This is a genomic window from Mycobacterium sp. DL99 (assembly GCF_004762045.1).
Classification (GTDB): Bacteria; Actinomycetota; Actinomycetes; order Mycobacteriales; family Mycobacteriaceae; genus Mycobacterium.
In genome coordinates this window covers 6121638-6141197 of sequence record NZ_SJOM01000007.1, presented here as the reverse complement: position 1 = coordinate 6141197, position 19560 = coordinate 6121638, and the positions used below count along the sequence as shown (strand labels likewise).

Below are 19560 nucleotides of genomic sequence, written 5' to 3'. Positions count from 1 at the left end.
GGCATGTCGGGTGTGCCGTTAGGGTCGTCAGAGGCTGATCGTCCAGCCGCCGTCGCCGAAAGGATGCGCCTGTGCAGCGCAAAACCCTGGCAATCGCGATGACCCTGCTCGCCCTGATCGTGCCGCTGGCGGTGGCGTGCGGAAGCTCCAATCCGCTGGGCGGCGGACCTATCTCGGGTGATCTGAAATCGATCACGGTCGGATCCGCTGACTTCCCGGAGTCCAAGATCATCGCCGAGATCTATGCCCAGGCTCTGGAGGCCAATGACTTTCAGATCCGCAGGCAGTTCGGAATCGGCAGCCGCGAGACGTATGTGCCTGCGGTGCAGGATCACTCGATCGACCTGATTCCCGAGTACACCGGAAATCTCCTGCAGTACTTCGATGCTGAAGCGACAGCCACGACCTCCGACCAGGTGTTGATCGCGCTGCTGAAGGCCGTGCCCGGTGACCTGTCGATCCTGTATCCCTCCCCGGCCGAGGACAAGGACACCCTCGCCGTCACCGCCGAGACCGCCCAGCGCTGGAACCTGAAGACCGTCGCGGACCTGGCCGCGCATTCGGCCGAGGTGAAAGTCGGTGCACCATCGGAGTTTCAGACCCGCCAGACCGGGCTGGTCGGCCTGAAGTCCCGCTACGGGCTGGACATCGCGCCGGTCAACTTCGTCGCGATCAGTGACGGTGGCGGGCCGGCCACCGTGCAGGCGCTGAACAGTGGCGCCGTCACGGCCGCGAACATCTTCAGCACCTCACCGGCGATCGAGCAGTACCACCTGGTGCCGCTGGAGGATCCCGAGAATGTATTCCTGGCCGCCAATGTCGTTCCGTTGGTGGCCTCGCAGAAGATGTCCGATGAACTCAAGACCGTGCTCGACGCGGTATCGGCCAAGCTCACCACCGAAGCCCTGATCGAGTTGAACACCGCGGTGGAGGGCAATGCCGGTGTTGATCCCGACGAGGCGGCCGAAAAGTGGATCAAGGAAAACGGATTCGACAAGCCGGTGACCAAATGATCACCTTCGAGAACGTCACCAAGCAGTACCCCGACGGCACGGTCGCCGTCGACAACCTCAATCTGAAAGTGCCGCAAGGCACGCTGACGGTGTTCGTCGGCCCGTCGGGCTGCGGCAAGACCACGTCGATGCGGATGATCAACCGAATGATCGACCCCACCTCGGGCACCCTCACGGTCAACGGGGAAGACATCAGCACGGTCGACCCGGTCAAGCTGCGGCTCGGCATCGGCTACGTCATTCAGAGTGCCGGGCTGATGCCGCATCTGCGGGTGGTCGACAACGTCGCGACGGTGCCGGTGCTGCGGGGTGAATCCCGGCGCAGCGCCCGCAAGGCCGCGATCGGCGTGATGGAACGGGTCGGGCTCGACCCGAAACTGGCCGACCGCTACCCGGCGCAGCTGTCCGGCGGACAGCAGCAGCGCGTCGGGGTGGCCCGTGCACTGGCCGCGGACCCGCCGATCCTGTTGATGGACGAGCCGTTCAGTGCGGTCGACCCGGTGGTCCGCGAGGATCTGCAGGCCGAAATCCTGCGATTGCAAAGCGAATTGCGCAAGACCATCGTCTTCGTCACGCACGACATCGACGAGGCGGTCAAGCTCGGGGACAAGGTTGCGGTGTTCGGCCGCGGCGGAGCCCTACTGCAATACGCCGATCCCGCGTTCGTCCTGTCGAATCCGGCCAACGAACTCGTATCGGGATTCGTCGGTGCCGACCGCGGTTACCGCGGGCTGCAGTTCTTCCACGCCAGCGGGCTGCCACTGCACGAGATCGAGCACGTCGACGAGGACGGCATCGATGCGCTGAACCTGAGCCCGGGAGAGTGGCGGCTGGTCATCAAATGCGGCACACCGTTCGCGTGGATCAACGCCGAGGGTGTCGAGGTGCACCGCAAGGGCAATGAGCTCTACGACTCCACCATCGGTGGTGGGTCCTTCTTCCCGCCCGACGGCAATCTGCGGCAGGCGCTGGACTCCGCACTGTCCTCACCGAGCGGGCTCGGTGTGGCGGTCGACGAGGACGGCAAGCTCGTCGGGGGTGTGCGCGCCGACGACGTGCTCGAGGCACTCAAGGAGCAGCGCCGAGTCCCGGAGCTGGGGTAGCCCATGCGATACCTGCTCAACCATCTCGACGACCTGTGGGTGCTGACCGTCGTGCACCTGCGGTTGTCGTTGGTGCCGATCGTGCTGGGCCTGCTGATCGCCGTCCCGCTGGGAGCGGCGGTTCAGCGCACCACTGCACTGCGGCGGATGACCACGCTGACCGCGAGCGTCATCTTCACCATCCCGTCGCTGGCGCTGTTCGTGGTGCTACCGCTGATCATCCCGACCCGCATCCTGGATGAGGCCAATGTCATTGTGGCGCTGACGCTTTACACCACCGCACTGTTGGTGCGGGCGGTGCCCGAAGCGCTCGACGCGGTGCCCGAGCAGGTGCGTGACGCGGCGACGGCGATCGGGTACCGGCCGCTGGTACGGATGCTCAAGGTGGAACTTCCGCTCGCCATCCCGGTGTTGATCGCGGGGCTGCGGGTCGTCGCCGTCACCAATATCTCGATGGTGTCGGTGGGCTCGGTGATCGGTATCGGCGGCTTGGGTACCTGGTTCACCGAGGGCTACCAGTCGAACAAGAGTGACCAGATCATCGCCGGGATCATCGCGATCTTCGTGCTGGCCGTCGTCATCGACAGCCTGATCATGCTGATGGGCAAGGTCATCACGCCGTGGACTCGGGTATCCCGCAAGCCCCGGCGCATCAAGGCGGCCGCATGAACTTCCTGCAGCAGGCACTGGACTTCATCTTCACCGCCGCCAACTGGGGCGGGCCCGCCGGCCTGGCCGCCCGCATCGTCGAACACCTGCAGTACACCGTGGTCGCGGTGCTGGCCTCGGCGGTGATCGCGATCCCGATCGGCCTGCTCATCGGGCACACCGGGCGCGGAACCTTCCTCGTCGTCACCGGCGTCAACGCCCTGCGCGCCCTGCCCACGCTCGGCGTGCTGCTGCTCGGGGTGCTGTTGTGGGGGCTGGGTCTGGTGCCGCCGACGGTCGCGCTGATGCTGTTGGGCATCCCGCCGCTGCTGGCCGGGACCTATGCCGGCATCGCGAACGTGGATCCCGCCGTAGTGGATGCGGCGCGGTCGATGGGCATGACCGAGCGCCGGGTGCTGTTCGGGGTCGAGGTGCCCAACGCGCTGCCGTTGATCGTGGGCGGCCTGCGCACCGCGACGCTTCAGATCGTGGCAACGGCGACGGTCGCCGCGTACGCGAGCCTCGGGGGCCTGGGCCGGTATCTGATCGACGGCATCAAGGTGCGGCAGTTCCACATCGCGCTGGTGGGTGCGCTCATGGTCACGGCGCTGGCCTTGATTCTCGATGCCGCGTTGGCCTTCGCGGTGTGGTTGTCGGTGCCCGGTAGTGGCCGGTTGGGGCTCGGCAATATCGGTGGGCGACGCCTACCCCAGCCGTTGCTCGGTGACGAGATCGCACTCGAGTCGCGTCCGGCCGGGAGTTCCGGACTCGGCTACAAAGGGCGCGTGTCGTCGCATACGGTAGACGGGTGAGTGACCAGAAGGACCGTGCCTGGCCAGCAGTGTTGACGTGGCGGGCGCACGATGTATCCCGGATGGAGTCCGTTCGGGTTCAGCTGTCGGGCAAGCGAATCAAGGCCTACGGCCGGATTGTGGCCGCCGCCACCGCGTCGCACCCGGCTTTCTCGGCCTCCTATGACCTGGTCACCGACGAGACCGGGGCCACCAAGCGGTTGTCGCTCAGCGTCACGCTGGCCGAGCGGGAACGCCAGCTCTCCATCGCGCGCGACGAGGAGAACATGTGGCTGGTGCAGGACCACACCCAGACCAAGCGCTCGGACTTCGGCGGCGCGCTCGATGTCGACGTCGTCTTCAGCCCGTTCTTCAACGCGCTGCCGATCCGGCGGACCGGCCTGCATGAGCGGGCTGAGTCGATGACCCTGCCGGTGGTCTACGTGCGGTTGCCGGACTTCTCGGTGGAGACCGCCAGCATCAGCTACAGCAGCTCCGGTCCCGGAGCCCCGGTGAAGCTGCACTCGCCGGTCGCCGACACCACCATCACGGTGGATCCCGACGGCTTCATCCTTGATTACCCAGGACTGGCAGAGCGGATCTGATCACCCCGCCGGCTCGCCCGGCGGCCGCGAGCTCGGCCCGCCAGTTGTCCGTGCCCACCACGGTCGTCATGATCTCGGGGCGGCTGAAGCTGTCGTAGCGCATCCGAGCGGCATGGCCGGTCTCGACCAGGTCGGCCACCGAACCCGTGGCTGCCAGCGTTTCCTTGGCGCGGGTCAGCAGTTCGATACCGTGCTCGAGGGCGGGTAACAGCTGGTCTGCGTTGGCCTCACACATGGCCCGCACCAGGTCCGGTGCGGTGGCCGCTACCCGGGTGCCGTCCCGGAACGACCCGGCCGCCAGGGCGAAGGCCAACGGGATCTCGCCGGCGGTCAGGGCCAGGGTTTCGGCGAACAGGTGTGGCAGGTGGGAGATGGCGGCCGCGGCGGCGTCGTGCTCATCGGAGCGGGCCGGTACCACGACGGCGTGGCAGTCCAGTGCCAGCTGGGTGACCAGGGACCAGACCCGAGCGTCGACGTGATCGTCCACGCTGACCACCCACGGGGCCCCGGTGAACAGTGCGGCGTCCCCGGCCGACCAGCCCGAGTGGGCGGTGCCTGCCATCGGATGACCGCCGACGAAGTTCGGCAGCAAGCCGGCCCGCCGCACTTCGTCGAGCACCGCGCCCTTCACGCTGGTCACGTCGGTCAGCGGGCACAGCGGCGCGGTCTGCCGGATGTGGTCGAGCATCTGCGGCATGGCCGGCATCGGTACCGCAAGCACGATCAGCGCGTTGCGGTCGGCGGCCCGGCCCAGTGCCTCGTCGAGGTTCTCGGTGGCGTCGAACCCGTCGAACTTTGCCGCGGCAACGGCCTCCATCGACCGGTTGTAGCCGAAGACCTCGCGGCCGGACCCGGCGGCGGCACGCATCAGTGATCCACCGATCAGGCCGAGGCCCACCACGCACACCGGTGTGTTCGTCACGCATCAAGATTGGCATACGGGCTGTGCCGGGGCCGAAGGTGATCCCTGTCAAAATTGCTGGTCGGCGACTACCGTAGGCGGGCATGGGAGCACAGCGTGCGCCGGCAGACCTGCCCGATGGCTTCGGAGTGGCCGTTGTCCGGGAGGACGGCAAGTGGCGGTGCGCCCCTATGCGTTCGTCCTCGTTGAAGAGCCTGACCGCGGCCGAGACCGAGCTGTGTGAGCTGCGCAGTGCCGGGGCGGTCTTCGGGCTGCTCGACGTGGATGACGAATTCTTCGTGATCGTGCGGCCGGCACCTGCGGGAACGCGGTTGCTGTTGTCGGATGCGACGGCTGCGCTGGACTACGACATCGCCGCCGAGGCGCTGGAAAGCCTGGACGCGGACCTCGAACAAGAGGATCTCGAGGACTCGGATCCGTTCGAGGAGGGCGACCTGTCGGTGCTGTCCGACATCGGTCTGCACGAGGACGTGCTCGGCGTGATCCTGTCCGAGACCGACCTGTACGCCGACGAGCAGATCGGCCGGATCGCCCGCGAGATGGGTTTCGCCGATGAGCTGTCGGCGGTGCTCGACCGGCTCGGTCGGTGAGTGCTTCTGACGACGCCCTGATCCGCGCGGCGCTGGAGGCTGCCCGGACGGCCGGTCCTCGCGATGTGCCGATCGGCGCGGTGGTGTTCGCCGCCGACGGCACCGAGCTGGCCCGCGCCGCCAATGTCCGTGAGGCCACCGGGGACCCTGCCGGGCATGCCGAGATCGTGGCGATGCGCGAGGCCGCCCGTGTGCTCGGCGATGGCTGGCGGCTGGAAGGCGCGACGCTGGCGGTGACCGTCGAGCCATGCACGATGTGCGCCGGCGCGCTGGTGCTGGCCCGGGTGGCGCGGGTGGTGTTCGGCGCGTGGGAACCCAAGACCGGGGCGGTCGGCTCGCTGTGGGACGTGGTGCGCGACCGCAGGCTCAACCACCGTCCCGAGGTGGTCGGCGGAGTCCTGGCCGACGAGTGCGCGGCCCTGCTGGAGGAGTTCTTCGCGGCCCAGCGGTGAGTGGGCGTCGGTGGCGCCGAGTGTGAACTGGTGGCGACTTTCCGGCCGGGTTTTCGCCCAGGGTTCACACTCGCGGGTTGAGCGTGAGCGTCAGCGCCCCCTGCCGACCACGATTAGGGCTTGAAGCGCTCGCCCGGTAAGCTGCCACACGGTGGCGTGTCCGAGCGGCCTAAGGAGCACGCCTCGAAAGCGTGTGACGGGTAACCCCCGTCCGAGGGTTCAAATCCCTCCGCCACCGCCAACAGAAACACCCTCGCGCCTGCATAGGTGAGAGGGTGTTTCTTGGTTTCGCGCAGACCTATTCCGCTTCGTCGTCTCCGTAATCGACGGTCCACGTGGCCAGGAAGTCCGGATCGACGACGGTCTCGCCGGTGGACCGCAGGCGGTACTCGCCGGGCGGTGCCGGACTGAATGCTTCCGGTGCGGGAGGCAGGGTGAAGACCTCCCCGTCGGGGCACTCGATTTCGATCACCTCCTCGTCGCACCGGATGACGACGCCGTGGCGCTGCGTCTGAACACTCCGCTCAGCCTCGAAGTACGTGATACCGACGAGGACGCGCGCACCGATGAGCTGGTGCGCATCCGTGGCTGGGCGGCCTGTCTCGTCGTCGATCACGCCGGCGAGGCTAGCCCAGAAGCCACGCTCAGGTCATGTCGTTTTCAGGCCCGCCCATCGGGAGACAACCGCAGCACCGGGATGGTCCGGATTCCGTCGGTGCGCCTTTTGTACACGCCCCAGCCTTTGTTGAGCCGGTCGGTGGCCAGGGTGTAGAGCCGGTCGCGGCCTGAACCGCTGACCGCGCGGGCGACGAACCGCCCACCGCGCGGCCCGATGTGCAGCTCGCATTCCGGATGGGCGAGCAGGTTGTGATACCAGCCGGGGTGGCGGTCACGCCCGTAGTTGGAGGCGATCAACACCACGTCATCGCCATCGGTGAAGTAGGCCAGTGGGGTTTCGAACTTCTTGCCGCTGCGTGCGCCGGTCGAGGTCAGTACGAGCACGGGGACGCCCTGGCTCAACCGCATCCGCCCACGGCTCGCGTTCAGCACCGGGGCCTCCAGCGGGACGACGAACCGCCGCCACACTGCCGCGGCCCGCTCGGTGGTGAACAGCTTGCCCCCGATTAACCAGAAGAACTCCCGCTTCCACAGCGGTCGGATCTCCAGGTTGACCCGGGGGATTCCGTTGAGCGAGCCGGACATGGTGCAGCCCTACTCGATCCGCGTCCACGGCGCGAAGGCGTTGCGTTGCCCCCGCAGCGAGGGCTCGAGCTCGGGATAGTGACGCAGCAGCACCGAGGTCATGTCGTTGCGGTCGATCCAGTCCATACCTTCGGGGGTGTAGACGCGCGGCGTGAAGTCCACGGTGAAGAAGCGGTCGCTCTTCAGGCGTCGGGTCGCCATCAATACGAAGATGCGGAATGCGGTGTCGCTGAATCCGAATCCCTCGGGCAGCTTCTCGCCGAACATGCCGACCGTGGTGTCGACCTTCTCGATGTCGCCCCCGTAGATCTCGGCCATCGTGGCGGCCGTTTCGGCGTCGCCGCCGCTTATCTGATCGAAACTCGTCACCGGATTCAGCCGTAGTGCGCGGCGGAAGTCGTTGTAGCGCGGGACCCCACGTTCGCGGGAACGCAGGATGTCGGTGGCGATCATGTCGAGCGTGTGCTCGTCGGTGCGTTGGAAGTCCCGCATGAAGGTCGGGCTGTTATGCAGGGTGACCGCGCCGGGATGAGCGACGCCCAGGGAGTACAGGCTTTCGGCCACACCCATGCTCTTGAGTACCCCGCGGGAGTTCGCGCCGCCGTGGATCTCGCTGAAGGTGAGCGTTCGCGGCTCGACTCCGGTTGCGAGGCTGAGGAATTCGTAGTCGTCGGGCACCAGTGGGTGCATCCGGTAGACGGTGACGAAGTCCTCGGTGATCGAGTACGGCGCGGTGTGGTGGTCGGTCGTCGAGCCCGGGATGCCGCTGAGCACATCGCTGGAGCCCAGCCGTCCGAACAGCTCCTTGACCCGTTCACCGGCGAGCCCGAACCAGTTGGCCCGCATCCCGATCTTCAGGGTCGGATGGCCCAGGATCGCCGGGGTCCATTCGATGGTGTGGATCTTGGCGATCAGTGCGGCATTGATCAGCCGCGCCTTGTTGAACAGCTGATCGTCGGACCAGTGCGAGTACGACGCCTTCAGCCGGTCGCAGATCGCGTTGTGCTCGCGCATGAAGATCGTGCCCATGAGCTCCATGCCCAGCCACCACCCGTCAGCGCCGCCGGAAGCGCCGATCAGGGCCGGGTCGATGTCGATGAACCCGTCGGCGTCGATGCGCACCTTGCCGTCCCGATGGGTGCGGACGGCGTCCTGGAACTGTTGGTTGCTGCCGTAGATCTGCGAGGCATCCCACCAGTGGGTCTCGGTATTGACGAAGGTCGAACCGCCGGGTGCTGCCGTGGGGTCGGCGGTCGTGGCGGGGATCTTGATGGTGTCCTCGGGCCAGTCGTCACCGTCGGGTCGGGGAATCTCCAGCATCCGATTGGCGTCGGTGCCGTGGCTGAACCAGTCCCGGGTCTCGAACTGCAGCCAGGCCGCGGCCAGCACGTTGAGCGTGGTGGCCGGCCGGAATTCACGGCGTTGCAACAGCTTTGTGCTGATCAGTCGGGGATTGGGATCCATCAGCTGCGGTAGCGTCTCGGCGCGACCGTCGGCCGGCGGCACATTGCGTCCGAATCGGGTGTTGGCCATGCCCATCGACGGGGCGGCAATGTCGTTGTAGGAGCCGTTGGCCGTCCGGACGGTCAGGTATTCGGTCGGGACCAGCGCCGGTGCCTCCGGTGGCCGGCCTTGATAGGTGTCGTACAGGTTGTGTTCGCGCAACGCGTCTCGGATCCCGACCAAAACCGAGATCCCCAGTATCGGCGGCAGCTTGTCCCAGCCGATCCGGCGGTCGATCAGCTCAGTGGCCTTGAGGAACAGCCTGGTGGGCAGTGACGGCTTCGGGGGTGGCGTCCAAGGTGACATCGGGGCGTCCTTTCCATACGACGATGGCGAGAGCGGTGTTGATTGCGGAGATGGCGGTGGCCGTCACGCCGTGGCGGCGCGGCAGATCGCCGCGGGCTGTGGTGACGGCGGCCGACAGTGTGTCGGTGGCATGGATCAGGACGGCGAGGTTCTCGGCCCGACGCAGTTCGCTGCCTCGCAGTAGGAGCAGATCCAGCCCGATCAGCACGGTCCTGATGCCGAACATCCGGAACGGATAGCTCGCCGAATGGTCGTGGGTGGTGTCGACTCCCAGTCGGGTGAGCAGTCTTTCGGGCGCCACAAGGGCGGTCGCGCCATTGATGATCCGGATCACCGCGAGTGCGGTGCGTGCTGCTGTCGGGCTCAGCATGTCTAGATCTTGGGTGTTGGCGGGGGCCGGTGCATGAGTAGTCGGCTACTTGTTTTGCGGTGTCTTCGTCGAGGGTCTGACACCAAAAGGCGTAATGGGTAGACCAAATAGCGTTCGTCACGCAAAATGGTCGGCGTGGCGGATGACGGCGGTGCCTACCTCGGCAGGATGCGGATTCTCGATGCGAAACCGGTGAACCTCGACGGGTTCAGCGTGACCAACCCGGAGCTGGGCCTGGTCGCGATGCGCAGTCCGCATGATCCGGAACCGTCGCTGGTGCTGCGTGACGGCGAGGTCATCGAGATGGACGGCAAAGCTGCCGCGGACTTCGACGTGATCGACGAGTTCATCGCCCGTTACGGCATCGACCTCGACGCCGCGCCCGAGGCCATGGCCATGTCCGACGCCGAACTGGCCCGCAATACCGTCGACCTCAACGTGCCGCGCGCCGAGGTGGTCCGGCTGATCGGCGGCACCACGCCGGCCAAACTCGCGAGGGTCATCGCCGTACTGACACCGGTCGAGATCCAGATGGCGATGGCCAAGATGCGGGCCCGGCGCACCCCGAGCAATCAGGCCCACGTCACCAACCAGCTCGACGATCCGATGCTGATCGCCGCCGACGCGGCCAGCGCGGTGGCCTACGGGTTCCGCGAGGTGGAGACCACGGTGCCGGTGCTCGGGGATGCGTCCTCGAATGCCGTTGCGCTGCTGATCGGTTCACAGGTCGGGACTCCGGGCGCGATGGCGCAGTGTGCGATCGAGGAGGCGCTGGAACTGCGCCTCGGTATGCGCGGGCTGACCAGCTACGCCGAGACCATTTCCATCTACGGCACCGAGCAGGTGTTCGTCGACGGCGATGACACGCCGTTCTCGAAGGCGATCCTGACGAGTGCCTACGCGTCGCGCGGGCTCAAGATGAGGGTCACCAGCGGCGGCGGTGCCGAGGTGCTGATGGGTGCGGCCGAGAAATGCTCGATCCTGTACCTGGAATCGCGGTGCGTGTCGCTGGCCCGGGCGCTGGGTTCCCAGGGTGTGCAGAACGGCGGCATCGACGGGGTCGGTGTGGTGGCCTCGGTGCCCGAGGGCATGAAGGAGCTGCTCGCCGAGAACCTGATGGTGATGATGCGGGATCTGGAGTCGTGCGCGGGCAATGACAACCTGATCTCCGAGTCCGACATCCGCCGCAGCGCCCATACCCTGCCGGTGCTGCTGGCCGGTGCGGACTTCATCTTCTCCGGTTTCGGCTCGATCCCGCGCTACGACAACGCATTCGCGCTATCCAACTTCAACTCCGACGACATGGACGATTTCCTGGTCTTGCAACGGGATTGGGGTGCCGACGGCGGCCTGCGCACGGTATCGCCCGAGCACCTGGCCGCGGTCCGTCGAAGGGCGGCGACGGCCGTGCAGGCGGTGTACCGCGATCTGGGTCTGGCGGATTTCGACGACAGCCACATCGAGGAGGTGGTGGTCGCCAACGGGTCACGCGATCTGCCGCCCGGCGATCCGAAGGCCGTCGCGGAAGCGGCCAACGCCATCGAGGCCAGGCAGCTCACGGTGTTCGACGTGGTCGCCTCCCTGAAACGCACCGGTTACGACGAGGAGGCCGAGGCCGTCATGCGGCTCACGTCCGAACGTCTACGTGGTGACCAGTTGCAGACCTCGGCGATCTTCGACGAGCAGTTCCGGGTGCTGTCCAAGATCACCGACCCGAACGACTACACCGGTCCCGGAACGGGTTACACGCCGACCGATGAGCGCCGGGCCGAGATCGACAACATCCGTCAGCAGCGCAACGGCGCCGAGCTCACCGCCGACCAGGCCGCGCATGCCGGCCACATCACCGTCACCGACCTCGAACCGGCCCGGCAGGGCAGCGATCCCCGCGAGGTGGTCATCGGGTTGTCCCCGGCGTTGGGCCGCAGTGTGTGGCTGAGTCTGTGCGGCCTGCCGATCGGCGAGGTGATCCGCCAACTCTCCGCCGGGCTGGAGGAGGAGGGCTGTGTGCCGCGGTTCGTCCGGGTGCGTTCCACCATCGACGTCGGCCTGATCGGCCTGACCGCGGCCAAGCTGTCCGGGTCGGGCATTGGAATCGGATTGCAGGGCAAGGGCACTGCGCTCATTCATCGGCGGGATCTGGCGCCGTTGGCCAACCTGGAGCTGTTCAGCGTGGCCCCGCTGTTGACCGCGCGGAACTATCGCGAGCTGGGCCGCAACGCCGCCCGGCACGCCAAGGGCATGGCGCCGGTGCCGATCCTGACCGGCGGCACCGACGAGTCGATATCGGCGCGCTACCACGCCCGCGCGGTGGCCCTGGTGGCATTGGAACGTGAGGCCAGTGAACCGGGCCAGGCGCCCGTTACGGTGGAGGTGACGCGGGCATGAGTGAGGAGTCCGCCCAGAAGTTTTCAGTCGCAGCAGCCGTCGACGGCAAGCTGGACCTGTCGGATCTGCGGATGGACCCGGCCACGCTCGCGCACCAGGCTGTCGTCGCCGAGGAGAACGGCAACCCGCAGCTCGCCGAGAACTTCCTGCGTGCAGCCGAATTGGCCACCATCGACGATGAAGAGGTGATGGGCCTGTACGAGGCGCTGCGCCCGCACCGCTCCACAGCCGCCGAACTCGACGCGTTGCAGGCGTCACTGGAGACCCGCGGCGCGGCGCGCTGTGCCGAGCTGGTGCGGCAGGCTGCCGTGGTGTACGCCAGGCGGGGTCTGTTGCGGTGACGTCGGTTCCCCGCATCGTGGCCGGCATCGACGTCGGCAACCACACCACCGAGATCGTCCTGGCCCGCGTGGACAACGGTGCTGCCGACGGCTCCGTCCGCCCCATAGCCCACGGCCAGGCGCCGACCCGGGGCCGCAAGGGATCTCGGGACTCCTTGGAGGGAGCGGCGGCGCTGCTGCACCGCATCGAGGTCGACGCTTCGGTGCGGGCCGATGAGTTGGCGCTCTCGGCGATCCGGCCGGTCGACACCGAAACCGCCCCGCTCGCCCCGGCGCCGTCGCCGCGCTCACCGGTGCGCAGCTTGCGCAAGCCCGATGCCAGCACCCCAGCCGGTACGGGGTACGCCGTCGGCCGGCACGTGCCGCTGCGGGAACTGGTTTATGAACCGCAGGCCGGTCCGGTGATCGTCTCGGTTGACGGCGACACCGATTTCGAGGTCGCCGCGGCTGCGATCACCGCCGCGGTGTCCCGGGGCTGGACCATCGAGGGCGTACTGGCCGCCCAGGACGATGCGGTGTTGATCCGCAACCGGATTCCGCTCGACCTTCCGGTGGTCGACGAGGTGATGCTCGACGGGTTGGCCTCCGGTGTGCTCGTCGCGGTGGAGGTGGTGGCCGAGGGGCGCGCCTACCGGGCCCTGGCAGATCCGATCGCGCTGTGTGCGGCTTTGGAACTCGGCCACGAGCAGATCCACGACGTCGCCGAATTCACCAGGGAACTTTCGGATTCCCCGGCCATCGCCGTGACGGCGCGCACCGAGGCGCCGGAACCGCCTGCGGTGGACGACGATTACGTCGAGTTTCGGATCGATGGGCGAGTTGTGCGCTATTCGCCTGCGCAGGCCCACGCAATCCTGCGTCGCGAACTGCCCGGCAGTGTGGTGCGGATCCGGTTGCGCTCCATCCCGACCGCCGACCATGAGATCGCCCTCGACGACGCCTTTTTCACCGACCTCGCCGCCCTCGACAGCGGAACGTGGCTGCGCCGTGGCGTGGCGGATGCCCGCGGCACGGTGGTGGCACTGCTGGCGGCCGATCATGTCGAGGATGCCGCGACGACGCTTGCCGAGCTGACCGGGCGTCCGGCCCGCACGATCGCAGGAGAGCCGGAGGCCGCCGCGCGGGGGGCGCGCACCACACCGGGGCTTCCGCCGGATTCGGTGGTGTGCGATATCGGCGGCGGCACCATCGATCTGATCGGCCCGGATCGCACGGTCACGGCGGCGGGTGCGGGGGAGACCATCACCGTCGCGGTGGCGCGCATGCTGAACATCCCGCGGGCACTGGCCGAGCGGGTCAAGCGCACCCCGGCGATCCGGGTCGAGGGCCCGCACGTCGCGCACGAGGAGGACGGGCGACGCCTGTTCCTCGACGCACCCGCTCCGGCCGACGCGATCGGCAGACTGTGCACCCGCGGCACCGTCGGGTTGGTGCCGTTCTCCACCAAACTGGCTGCCGAGGAATGGCGCAGCTTACGGCTGGCGATCAAGCAGGAGACCGTGGCGGCCAACATCGCCCGCTGCCTGGCCGCGTTCGAGAAACCCCCGACCGCGTTGGTGCTGGCCGGCGGTGGAGCACTCGACGACGAACTGCTGCGCACGGTCGGCGAATCCCTGCGCAGCCTGGGAGTTGTGGTGGGGCGGGCCAATATCGATGGTGTGCACGGTCCGCGGTTTGCGGTGGCGTCAGGGCTGGTGCATCTGTGCGCCACCGCTTCGCGGAGCTGAAGGCGGGGCCTCAGAACGGAAGTTCGACACTGCCATTCGTGGTGTAGACCTCGTCATGATTGGAATCGACGTAGCCCTGGGGGTAGGGGAGATAGGGATTGGTGCCATAGGGGACCAGAGGGTCGGTACCCGTCATCGGGCTGTTGGCGGTGGTCGTGTGCGAACCGCTGTCAGCGGCGACGATCGGGGCCATGGCGACTGCCCCGCCGATCGCGGCGGCGGCCAGTGCGGTGGCGACGAACTTCATCGGGTTCTTCACGGTGGTCTCCTGGGTGCCGGTCGCCCTTGCTGGCGATGAATGAATCCTGTCGCTCCGGCACTTCGGTGTCGTCGCTGCTGACACCCATCTCACAGGTAGGGCTAGCCGGTAGCCCGCAGGAAGTCTCCGGAGATCTTCACCGCGGGCGCCGACGAGTCACCGCCCACCACCAGGGTGGCGAACGCGATGTCACCGGCGATACCGGCGAACCATCCGTGCGAGTGCGTGTTGTCGCCGAACTCGGCGGTGCCGGTCTTGCCACCGAGATCGGGGACGTCGCTCAATTGGCTTGCGGTGCCCTCGGTCACGGTCTTGCGCATCATGTCCCGCAGTGCCCCGGTGACGGCGGCCGGCAGCGACTCCGAGGGGGTATCGGCGGTCACCTTGTCGCCGTCGACCAGGGTGGGCAGGATGGTCGAGCCGTGCGCCAGGCTGGCCTCGGCGACCGCGAGGCCGAACGGGCTGACCGTCACGGTTCCCTGGCCGATACCGTTCTCGACCCGCTGGGCGGCGGTGTCCGCGTTGGGAACCCGGCCGGTCACCGTGGTGAGCCCCGGGATGGTGAAGTCCACCCCGATGCCGAAGGCTCGGGCGGTCTTGGTCAGTGCGTCAGGGGGCAGCTTGTCCGACAGGGCGGCCATGCTGGTGTTGCACGAATGCGAGAACGCCGACGCCAACGGCACCGTCCCCAGGTCGAAGTCGTCGTCGTTGGGGATGGTGCGGTTCTCGATCGTCAACCGGCCGGGGCAGGCCACCGGGGTGTCCGGGGTCGCCAGGTTGGCTTCCAGAGCGGCAGCGGTGGTGATGGTCTTGAACGTCGAGCCCGGCGGATATAGACCCGAAAAGGCAATGGCGCCTTGCGGATCTGCGGCGGTGTTCTGCGCGGCGGCCAGGATGCCGCCCGTCGAGCCGGAGATCGCGACCACCACGGCGGGCCGGGCCTCCTGGGCGACGGCCTGTTGAGCAAGCAGTTGAAGCCGCAGGTCCAGCGTGGTGCGCATCGGGTCGGTCGGCGCCGGTGGTTGCGCGGTCAGCCGCTGAGCGGCTGCGCCCTTCCCGTCGACCAGATAGACCGACCACCCGGCGGCTTTGGTGATCCGGTCGTGCCACAGCTGCGCCAGACCGCTGATGGCGGGTGAGGACAACTGGCGGTCGGCTGTCAGCAGCTCACCCTGCTCGGCCACCGTCACACCCGGAACCTGGGTCAGTTGGTCGCGCACCGCTGAGAGGTCATCTTCGCGCAACTTCATCACCGTCACCCGGTCATCGGAGTTCGACGCGAACTGTGCGCCGATGGATTCCGCGGTGGTGGTGGCATCGAAGGGGGCCAGCAGCGCGGCCAGTGGGGCGGCCGAATCCAGGTGGGCGCGGTCCAGGGAGATCACACCCACGGTCTGCCACGTCATCAATGGCTGACCGGTCCGGTCGAGCACCGGGGTCTGCAGGTCGCTGTCGGTGCTGTATTGAAACCTCAAGCCGTCCCGCAGATCTCGGTGCAGCAGCGTCGGCGTCCAGGAGATGCGCCAGTCGTCACCGGTCTTGGTGGCGGTACCCGTGGTGTCATAGGCAAAATCGTGGCCTTCGCCCCAAGACCACTGATACTTAAGTGTCGCGCCGGACTCGTTGCGGTCCTCGGGTTCGGCGCTGACCTTGACCGCGGCGGCGTCGCCCATGCCGTCGAACATCGACTTGATTGCCGGCTCGGCGGATGCGGGGTCGGTGGTCTGTGCGGCTGCTCCGCTGGCGTCTTTGCGCTGCAGGGCATCGGCGAAGGCGGCGAAGCGGTCAGCCGGGTCGGGAGAGGAGGAACATCCCACGATCGGGAGAAACAGGCACAGCAGCAAGAGCAAGGCGCGCCGTTGAGTCATGCTCCCAGCATGACATCAGCGAGTCAGGCGGCCTTGTCGGTGCCTGACTCGTGGTCCGACCCGGCCTTGGGCTTGGCCTCGTGTTTCGGCTTTGGCTTGAACGAATCCCTGACGTTCGTCGTCACGTCCGACACCGCGTTGCGCACGTCGTCGCGCCGCTGTACGGGGGTGCGTTTGACCGGCTTCCTGGGGACATAGGCCCCGTCCTTGGTCTCGACTTTCGGCTCAACGACCTTGGGGATGTCCTTCTTCTCCGCGTTGCGTTCGGTGGTTCCCGACGTCGTCGAAGGCGATGTGGTAGAAGGCAATCCGTTCCTGAAGTTGTCCGCGCCCTGCTGCAAGGCGTCGGGCAGCTGGTTGATGGTCTCGGCAATCCGCTTGGGTGGGGTGATCAACGAGAAGCGGGTCGGCTTGTCGGCATTCTGGTAGTGACGGTCGGTGTAGCCCATATCGACGCCGAGCTTGAGTGTCGGCTCGATCGCGCCGAGCACCGGCTCGGTGAATGCTGTGGTGTTCAGCGCGGTGGATACGTCCCGGATGGGCTGCAGCAAGGGCAGATGCTCGGTCTTGACCAGGATGTAGGTGTCGGTGGCCCCGCCGGGCTTCTGGACGGTCTTGACCAACAGCCCGTCCGCGTCGTTCAGATCGGTGGCATCCGGGGTCGGATCACCGTGCAGATAGAAGAACCCCGCGGCGGCATTGGCCAGTGACAGCGGGTTGGCATAGGCCGGGAAGTCACCGATCGGGTCGTACTCGATGGTGACGAAGGTTTGGCTGTAGGGGGTGGACGCTGCCGCGCCGGTGCTGGTGAACCCGAGGAGTCCGAGCGGCCCCAGATCCGGGAAGCGGGCATAGATTCCGCCGTTGGGAACCGTCGGTGCCGCGATGTAGACGAATTCAATGTTCCCGCCGGGATCCACCGTTCCGGCATTCAGTTCGCGCTTGTAATTCTCGGCGACGAGGGACCCCTCGGAGTAGCCGACGATGTAGACCGTCCCGTTGGGGCCGACCTGGGTGCGGGCAACGCCCACTTGCTGGATCAGCGGCGCGCGCCCGTCAGCCACACCCGAATCGATCGGCAGCGAGGCCGAATATTCGACGGCCTTGTATTGGTCGTCATCGACGCTGACGAACTTGTTGTTGTACGGAACGTACTCGCCGAGAAACTTGTCCTGGATCCGCGCACTCTTGGTGTCGCTTGCCCCGCCCACCCCTACGACAGCGTTGTTGCCCGGCAGGGTGGCCGCGAGCGCGTCGGCGACCTGTCCGAACGTGAGGACTGCCGCCAAGCCGGCGGTGGCACCGGCCACCACGGCAGCGGATGAACGCGCGCGCTTACGGTGAGTGGCCACGGTGCTCCTCAGATCGTGCGGGTGGAAACGACTGAGAACGGAGCGTGGGCCCGGGGTCAGTCCGGGCCCACACTATGCCAGATGTTTGCTAGTTGTGACGAAACTGCTAGGGGCAGGCCACTTCGAGCTCAAAAGGCTTGGTAACCATGCCCGTTCCACCGGCGCCGGTCGCTTCGCCCTTGATCGTGTAGGTGTTGCCATCCTTGGTGGCTTCTGCGCTGCCGCCGGGAACGCCGGGGGTGTAGCCGAGGCTGACGCCGTCGATATTGCCCAACGCCACGGCGGTCACCGATGGCTTGTCGCCCTCGCTGAGCGTGGCGGTGACTCCGGACATGCCTTGTCCGACGGACAGGCTGACATTGCCTGCGACCGTGGCACACACGACTGTGCCCTCCAGCTTCTGCTCTTTGCCGTCGATGGAGACGCGGGCGGTGCCCGTGCCCGTTGTCGCCGTGGCACCGCCGGCCTCGACCGACGCGGTCGCCGACGCGGTCGCCTTCGTGTCGCTGGAAGTGTCTTTCTTGTCGCTCGACGAACAGCCAGACAGGCCTGCGACGACGATCGCGGCGCCGCCTACAGCCACCAGGAACTCACGCTTCACCACTGCTCTCCTCACGGTTGCGCAGCCCGTCATGAGTGGCGGGCTGTCAGGCAGAAGTATGGAGTTTGTGCAGGTCGTGGGCGTGGGTTTGAGCGAATTGTTCGCCATGGGGACGGGACGGTCGTAAGTTCAGCGTCATGCAGACGTTGCGCACACCGGAAGACCGTTTCTGCGATCTGCCTGAATTTGCTTACCTGCCAGAGTATTCCGATGTCGATGACGCGGATGGCGGTCATCTGCGGGTGGCCTGGGTCCAGGACGGCCCACCCGATGCCGATCCGGTCCTGTTGTTGCATGGGGAACCATCGTGGTCGTTTCTCTACCGTCGGATGATTCCGGTACTGGCCGGGGCGGGGCATCGGGTCGTCTGCCCAGACCTGGTCGGCTTCGGCCGCTCGGACAAACCCACCCGCATCGAGGACCACAGTTACGCGCGCCATGTCGAGTGGATGCGGGCGCTGGTCTTCGACGTGCTGGACCTGCGGCGGGTGACCCTGGTCTGTCAGGACTGGGGTGGCCTGATCGGGCTGCGGTTGGCTGCTGAACACCCCGACCGGTTCTCCAACATCGTTGTCGCCAACACCGGGCTGCCCACCGGCGACATCCCGATGCCCGAAATCTGGTGGCAGTTCCGCACCGCGATCCAGAACTTGCCCACGATCGACGTCGGGCGGTTCGTGGCGGCAGGTTGTCGGCGCCCGGTCAGCGATGAGGTCCGTGCGGCCTACGACGCGCCGTTCCCCGACGACTCCTACTGCGCGGGCCCGCGGGCGATGCCCGGCCTGGTGCCCACCTCGCCCGACGATCCGGCCTCGGCCGCCAACCGGTCGGCATGGAAGGTGTTGTCGGCCAGCCAGACTCCGATGCTGGTGGCGTTCAGTGATGGTGATCCGATCACCGGCGGCATGGCGCCCATCTTCAAGCGGGAGATGCGCGGCGCGCAGGGGATCGACCATCCGGTGATCCGCGATGCCGGTCATTTCCTGCAGGAGGATGCCGGCGAGGAACTCGCTGAGGCGACCGTCGAGTTCCTGGCCGGCCGTTCACCTACGGGCAGGTGACCGCGATGTCGAACGGCATGTCCACCGGCGAGCTCGGTTCGTTGGGATCGATGCCCATGCCGGTGCCTGTGATGGTGTAGCCCTTGCCGTCGCGCGCCGCCACCACCGGGGCACCCGACAGGCCGGAGAGATAGGTCAGCGACGAACCCTCGCCGTTCACGTCACCGATGTTCACCGACTGCACCACCGGGGCCTCACCGTCGGTCAGCGCGATGGAGGCCGGCATCTTGCCCTCGATGCTGATCGTGGTCAGGCCGTCCTTGGTCTCGCAGCTGACACTGGTGACCGGGCCTGCGTCGTTGGGACCGAAGGTGACCCGGCCCTGGCCGGACTTACCTGAAGAACCCGACTCCTGCGACGAACATCCGGCGACGGCAGCCAGACACACAGCAAATCCGGTGGCAATGACAATGGGGCGGCGCATGACCAAATTCACGTCCGCAGTATGGTCGCGTCC

The 19560-nt window shown here is 67.0% G+C and carries 21 protein-coding genes and 1 tRNA gene; 12 read left to right on the top strand and 10 right to left on the bottom strand.

Annotated features, from left to right (window positions below; genetic code table 11):
* Positions 1 to 98 precede the first annotated feature (98 nt).
* The 5 genes from EYZ64_RS29850 to EYZ64_RS29830 are packed head-to-tail and all read left to right on the top strand — an operon-like array spanning position 99 to position 4160.
* A complete protein-coding gene (locus EYZ64_RS29850) occupies positions 99 to 1013 on the top strand; it encodes an ABC transporter substrate-binding protein (protein ID WP_135460322.1) in 915 nt (304 codons plus the stop codon).
* Positions 1010 to 2116, top strand: a complete 1107-nt coding sequence (locus EYZ64_RS29845) for an ABC transporter ATP-binding protein (RefSeq protein WP_135459368.1) — start codon at positions 1010 to 1012, stop codon at positions 2114 to 2116. Before EYZ64_RS29850 ends, EYZ64_RS29845 begins: the two co-directional genes overlap by 4 nt.
* 3 nt (positions 2117 to 2119) lie before the next feature.
* Complete coding sequence (locus EYZ64_RS29840; RefSeq protein WP_135459367.1) at positions 2120 to 2785, top strand: ABC transporter permease; 666 nt, start codon at positions 2120 to 2122, stop codon at positions 2783 to 2785.
* Entirely contained in the window at positions 2782 to 3576 is a 795-nt protein-coding gene (locus EYZ64_RS29835) for an ABC transporter permease (protein ID WP_135459366.1), read from the top strand. The genes EYZ64_RS29840 and EYZ64_RS29835 overlap by 4 nt, the downstream gene beginning before the upstream one ends.
* Positions 3573 to 4160 (top strand): putative glycolipid-binding domain-containing protein, encoded by a 588-nt coding sequence (locus tag EYZ64_RS29830; protein WP_135459365.1) that lies wholly within the window; start codon positions 3573 to 3575, stop codon positions 4158 to 4160. The genes EYZ64_RS29835 and EYZ64_RS29830 overlap by 4 nt, the downstream gene beginning before the upstream one ends.
* On the opposite strand, the gene EYZ64_RS29825 is transcribed toward EYZ64_RS29830, so the two are convergent.
* On the bottom strand, positions 4123 to 5067 hold the full coding sequence (locus EYZ64_RS29825; protein WP_135460321.1) for a prephenate dehydrogenase: 945 nt from the start codon (positions 5065 to 5067) through the stop codon (positions 4123 to 4125). The genes EYZ64_RS29830 and EYZ64_RS29825 overlap by 38 nt on opposite strands.
* Before the next feature lie 98 nt (positions 5068 to 5165).
* Here EYZ64_RS29825 and EYZ64_RS29820 point away from each other — a divergent pair, with 98 nt between their 5' ends.
* From EYZ64_RS29820 to EYZ64_RS29810, 3 genes are all read left to right on the top strand, one after another.
* Positions 5166 to 5672, top strand: a complete 507-nt coding sequence (locus tag EYZ64_RS29820; RefSeq protein WP_135459364.1) for a tRNA adenosine deaminase-associated protein — start codon at positions 5166 to 5168, stop codon at positions 5670 to 5672.
* The gene (locus EYZ64_RS29815) at positions 5669 to 6124 is read left to right on the top strand and encodes a nucleoside deaminase (RefSeq protein ID WP_135459363.1); all 456 of its coding nucleotides are present in this window, start codon (positions 5669 to 5671) and stop codon (positions 6122 to 6124) included. Before EYZ64_RS29820 ends, EYZ64_RS29815 begins: the two co-directional genes overlap by 4 nt.
* Before the next feature lie 150 nt (positions 6125 to 6274).
* A tRNA-Ser gene (locus tag EYZ64_RS29810) sits at positions 6275 to 6365 on the top strand.
* A 57-nt stretch (positions 6366 to 6422) separates the two neighbouring features.
* Here EYZ64_RS29810 and EYZ64_RS29805 read toward each other — a convergent pair.
* Genes EYZ64_RS29805 through EYZ64_RS29790 form a run of 4 tightly spaced genes read right to left on the bottom strand, consistent with a single transcriptional unit; the run spans position 6423 to position 9506 of the window.
* A complete protein-coding gene (locus tag EYZ64_RS29805) occupies positions 6423 to 6740 on the bottom strand; it encodes a hypothetical protein (RefSeq protein ID WP_135459362.1) in 318 nt (105 codons plus the stop codon).
* A 44-nt stretch (positions 6741 to 6784) separates the two neighbouring features.
* Positions 6785 to 7327: a nitroreductase/quinone reductase family protein gene (locus EYZ64_RS29800; protein ID WP_135459361.1), complete on the bottom strand. Its 543-nt coding sequence runs from the start codon at positions 7325 to 7327 to the stop codon at positions 6785 to 6787.
* Positions 7328 to 7336: 9 nt separating this feature from the next.
* The gene (locus tag EYZ64_RS29795) at positions 7337 to 9136 is read right to left on the bottom strand and encodes a peroxidase family protein (RefSeq protein ID WP_135459360.1); all 1800 of its coding nucleotides are present in this window, start codon (positions 9134 to 9136) and stop codon (positions 7337 to 7339) included.
* Complete coding sequence (locus EYZ64_RS29790; protein WP_286175187.1) at positions 9072 to 9506, bottom strand: hypothetical protein; 435 nt, start codon at positions 9504 to 9506, stop codon at positions 9072 to 9074. Before EYZ64_RS29790 ends, EYZ64_RS29795 begins: the two co-directional genes overlap by 65 nt.
* A 168-nt stretch (positions 9507 to 9674) precedes the next feature.
* On the opposite strand from EYZ64_RS29790, the gene EYZ64_RS29785 reads away from it, so the two are divergent.
* Genes EYZ64_RS29785 through EYZ64_RS29775 form a run of 3 tightly spaced genes read left to right on the top strand, consistent with a single transcriptional unit; the run spans position 9675 to position 13962 of the window.
* Entirely contained in the window at positions 9675 to 11894 is a 2220-nt protein-coding gene (locus EYZ64_RS29785) for a propanediol/glycerol family dehydratase large subunit (protein ID WP_135460320.1), read from the top strand.
* Positions 11891 to 12235: a diol dehydratase small subunit gene (locus EYZ64_RS29780; protein ID WP_135459359.1), complete on the top strand. Its 345-nt coding sequence runs from the start codon at positions 11891 to 11893 to the stop codon at positions 12233 to 12235. The genes EYZ64_RS29785 and EYZ64_RS29780 overlap by 4 nt, the downstream gene beginning before the upstream one ends.
* Entirely contained in the window at positions 12232 to 13962 is a 1731-nt protein-coding gene (locus tag EYZ64_RS29775; protein ID WP_135459358.1) for a diol dehydratase reactivase ATPase-like domain-containing protein, read from the top strand. Before EYZ64_RS29780 ends, EYZ64_RS29775 begins: the two co-directional genes overlap by 4 nt.
* 10 nt (positions 13963 to 13972) lie before the next feature.
* Here the strand turns inward: EYZ64_RS29775 and EYZ64_RS29770 are convergent, their stop codons facing one another.
* The 4 genes from EYZ64_RS29770 to EYZ64_RS29755 all read right to left on the bottom strand — a co-directional run bounded on the left by EYZ64_RS29770 (position 13973) and on the right by EYZ64_RS29755 (position 18042).
* Positions 13973 to 14221 (bottom strand): hypothetical protein, encoded by a 249-nt coding sequence (locus tag EYZ64_RS29770; protein WP_135459357.1) that lies wholly within the window; start codon positions 14219 to 14221, stop codon positions 13973 to 13975.
* Between the two features lie 101 nt (positions 14222 to 14322).
* Entirely contained in the window at positions 14323 to 16089 is a 1767-nt protein-coding gene (locus EYZ64_RS29765; RefSeq protein ID WP_135459356.1) for a penicillin-binding transpeptidase domain-containing protein, read from the bottom strand.
* Positions 16090 to 16112: 23 nt separating this feature from the next.
* The gene (locus EYZ64_RS29760) at positions 16113 to 17441 is read right to left on the bottom strand and encodes a PE-PPE domain-containing protein (RefSeq protein WP_135459355.1); all 1329 of its coding nucleotides are present in this window, start codon (positions 17439 to 17441) and stop codon (positions 16113 to 16115) included.
* Positions 17442 to 17547: 106 nt separating this feature from the next.
* Positions 17548 to 18042, bottom strand: coding sequence for a lipoprotein LpqH (locus tag EYZ64_RS29755; RefSeq protein ID WP_135459354.1), 495 nt, complete (start codon positions 18040 to 18042; stop codon positions 17548 to 17550).
* A 137-nt stretch (positions 18043 to 18179) separates the two neighbouring features.
* On the opposite strand from EYZ64_RS29755, the gene EYZ64_RS29750 reads away from it, so the two are divergent.
* Positions 18180 to 19103: a haloalkane dehalogenase gene (locus tag EYZ64_RS29750; RefSeq protein ID WP_135459353.1), complete on the top strand. Its 924-nt coding sequence runs from the start codon at positions 18180 to 18182 to the stop codon at positions 19101 to 19103.
* Here EYZ64_RS29750 and EYZ64_RS29745 read toward each other — a convergent pair.
* Positions 19090 to 19539: a lipoprotein LpqH gene (locus tag EYZ64_RS29745; protein WP_135459352.1), complete on the bottom strand. Its 450-nt coding sequence runs from the start codon at positions 19537 to 19539 to the stop codon at positions 19090 to 19092. The genes EYZ64_RS29750 and EYZ64_RS29745 overlap by 14 nt on opposite strands.
* Positions 19540 to 19560: the final 21 nt, after the last annotated feature.

What these genes read in the sequence shown, in the direction of transcription:
- EYZ64_RS29850 (WP_135460322.1), top strand. Translation starts at nt 99, where the DNA reads ATGACCCTGCTCGCCCTGATCGTGCCGCTGGCGGTGGCGTGCGGAAGC.
- EYZ64_RS29845 (WP_135459368.1), top strand. Translation starts at nt 1,010, where the DNA reads ATGATCACCTTCGAGAACGTCACCAAGCAGTACCCCGACGGCACGGTC.
- EYZ64_RS29840 (WP_135459367.1), top strand. Translation starts at nt 2,120, where the DNA reads ATGCGATACCTGCTCAACCATCTCGACGACCTGTGGGTGCTGACCGTC.
- EYZ64_RS29835 (WP_135459366.1), top strand. Translation starts at nt 2,782, where the DNA reads ATGAACTTCCTGCAGCAGGCACTGGACTTCATCTTCACCGCCGCCAAC.
- EYZ64_RS29820 (WP_135459364.1), top strand. Translation starts at nt 5,166, where the DNA reads ATGGGAGCACAGCGTGCGCCGGCAGACCTGCCCGATGGCTTCGGAGTG.
- EYZ64_RS29800 (WP_135459361.1), bottom strand. Translation starts at nt 7,327, where the DNA reads ATGTCCGGCTCGCTCAACGGAATCCCCCGGGTCAACCTGGAGATCCGA.
- EYZ64_RS29795 (WP_135459360.1), bottom strand. Translation starts at nt 9,136, where the DNA reads ATGTCACCTTGGACGCCACCCCCGAAGCCGTCACTGCCCACCAGGCTG.
- EYZ64_RS29790 (WP_286175187.1), bottom strand. Translation starts at nt 9,506, where the DNA reads ATGCTGAGCCCGACAGCAGCACGCACCGCACTCGCGGTGATCCGGATC.
- EYZ64_RS29785 (WP_135460320.1), top strand. Translation starts at nt 9,675, where the DNA reads ATGCGGATTCTCGATGCGAAACCGGTGAACCTCGACGGGTTCAGCGTG.
- EYZ64_RS29780 (WP_135459359.1), top strand. Translation starts at nt 11,891, where the DNA reads ATGAGTGAGGAGTCCGCCCAGAAGTTTTCAGTCGCAGCAGCCGTCGAC.
- EYZ64_RS29765 (WP_135459356.1), bottom strand. Translation starts at nt 16,089, where the DNA reads ATGACTCAACGGCGCGCCTTGCTCTTGCTGCTGTGCCTGTTTCTCCCG.
- EYZ64_RS29750 (WP_135459353.1), top strand. Translation starts at nt 18,180, where the DNA reads ATGCAGACGTTGCGCACACCGGAAGACCGTTTCTGCGATCTGCCTGAA.